This window comes from Carnobacterium sp., assembly GCF_049673005.1.
Lineage (GTDB): Bacteria > Bacillota > Bacilli > Lactobacillales > Carnobacteriaceae > Carnobacterium_A.
The window spans coordinates 1-1,522 of record NZ_JBATXB010000034.1; the positions used below are offsets into that span (position 1 = coordinate 1).

The 1,522-nt window shown below is 30.8% G+C and carries 1 protein-coding gene and 1 rRNA gene; both read right to left on the minus strand.

The features are described from left to right. A partial coding sequence (locus WBF61_RS03215; RefSeq protein WP_424253852.1) for a DUF4153 domain-containing protein occupies positions 1-1,311 on the minus strand: 1,311 nt, incomplete at its 3' end. Between the two features lie 130 nt (positions 1,312-1,441). After that, a 5S ribosomal RNA gene (gene rrf / locus WBF61_RS03220) occupies positions 1,442-1,522 on the minus strand; the annotation flags it as partial.

Below are 1,522 nucleotides of genomic sequence, written 5' to 3' on the forward strand. Positions count from 1 at the left end.
TAAATCATCTGGTAACCATTCTATTTTTTTATCGTAATTCATATTTACCAAATAATCAGACGTCTCCGTAATCCGAATTTTATCCTCTTTAGAAATAGAAGATTTTGGAATAATTATATCATTTTCTAACATACTGTTTTCCATCAAAGTATCTTCTAATAAATTCGTTTGATTTATTCTGCTTACTGTAAATGCATCAATGGGAGGTATAATAGATAAAATGCAAAATACAATTAAGACAGCAATCGCTACTCCATTTTTCTTAACCGGTAGGAAACTAAAAATTAAACCAGCAATCGTTGCAAAGACTCCAAAGAGAATCACATAATAACGTCCTTGCGTTATGCCCATATCGCCAATTTTTAAAATTGAAGCGATTGTTTGAAATAACACTATTGGAATCAATACCTTTGGGAAAATTTTTCTAAAAAGAACCGTTATCTGATTTTCAATTGTACTAGACAATATATAAACGACAATAACAGTCACTGCATAAGACACGAGCATAGGTTCTAATAAATTATCCGTCCAAAAACTACTTCTTATGTTTAGTAAAATATAAGCTAACAAAATAGCTGTATAAATAACTGTTATTGGAATAATCACATAAGAAATCAGTAGTTTTAATACTTTAGGAACACTTTTTGACTCTTCTATTTTTTCTAAAGTGGCCATCTTCTCCTCTTTAGAATTATACTTCTCTGACGATTTTTCGTATAAAGGAGTAAACGATAGATAGTATAATGGAGCAAATAAAGTGAAAATAATATTTAAAACATGCAATGTCAGTTTATCGTCAAGTGAAAAAAGTAACCGATCAATTGCAAAAAGAATAGAACTAGTACCAGAAGCAATAATGAGTGTAAATAATGAAGTGATGAAGAATGCTTTAAAAGCAGCCATAAAACTTTCATTAAACGTTAATGTTGCTTTTATCGTTGGAATCAAAATATAAAGTAAAACTAAGGCAAAAACAAATACACTCGTTTTAATTCCTACTTCTAAGTCATACAGATTTTCTTTTGGAATAATAAAATAATACCCAATTGTTAATAAACTAGCTAGTGCATAAAGAATTAACCGCTGATTTACCTTGTGGAAAAAGCGTTCGTACACTTGTTGGGCAACCCCACTTAGCACTACCCCTACAAATAAAGTAAACAAATAGTTCGTATAGAGTTCTTTTTCTTGATTAATCGTTAGTCCATTTAATAAAGCTAAGGCTAAAAGAAATAAAACGGTTAGGGGATATCGTGTACTTGCTCCTATTATTCCTTGAAAAGTTTGTTGTAAGTTTTTTACTATTCTCATCATTTCCACCTTCTTTCTTGATTTGTTCTATCCTTAACTAAATTATAATCTAATTAAAGAGTAAAGTATAATTCTAACATCATCAAAATAAAAAAAAGCACCATCCGAAGATGATACTTTTTTTATAGATGCGCGGCAGCGTCCTACTCTCACAAAGGGAAACCCTTCACTACCATCGGCGCTAAGAAGCTTAACTGCTGTGTTCGGCATG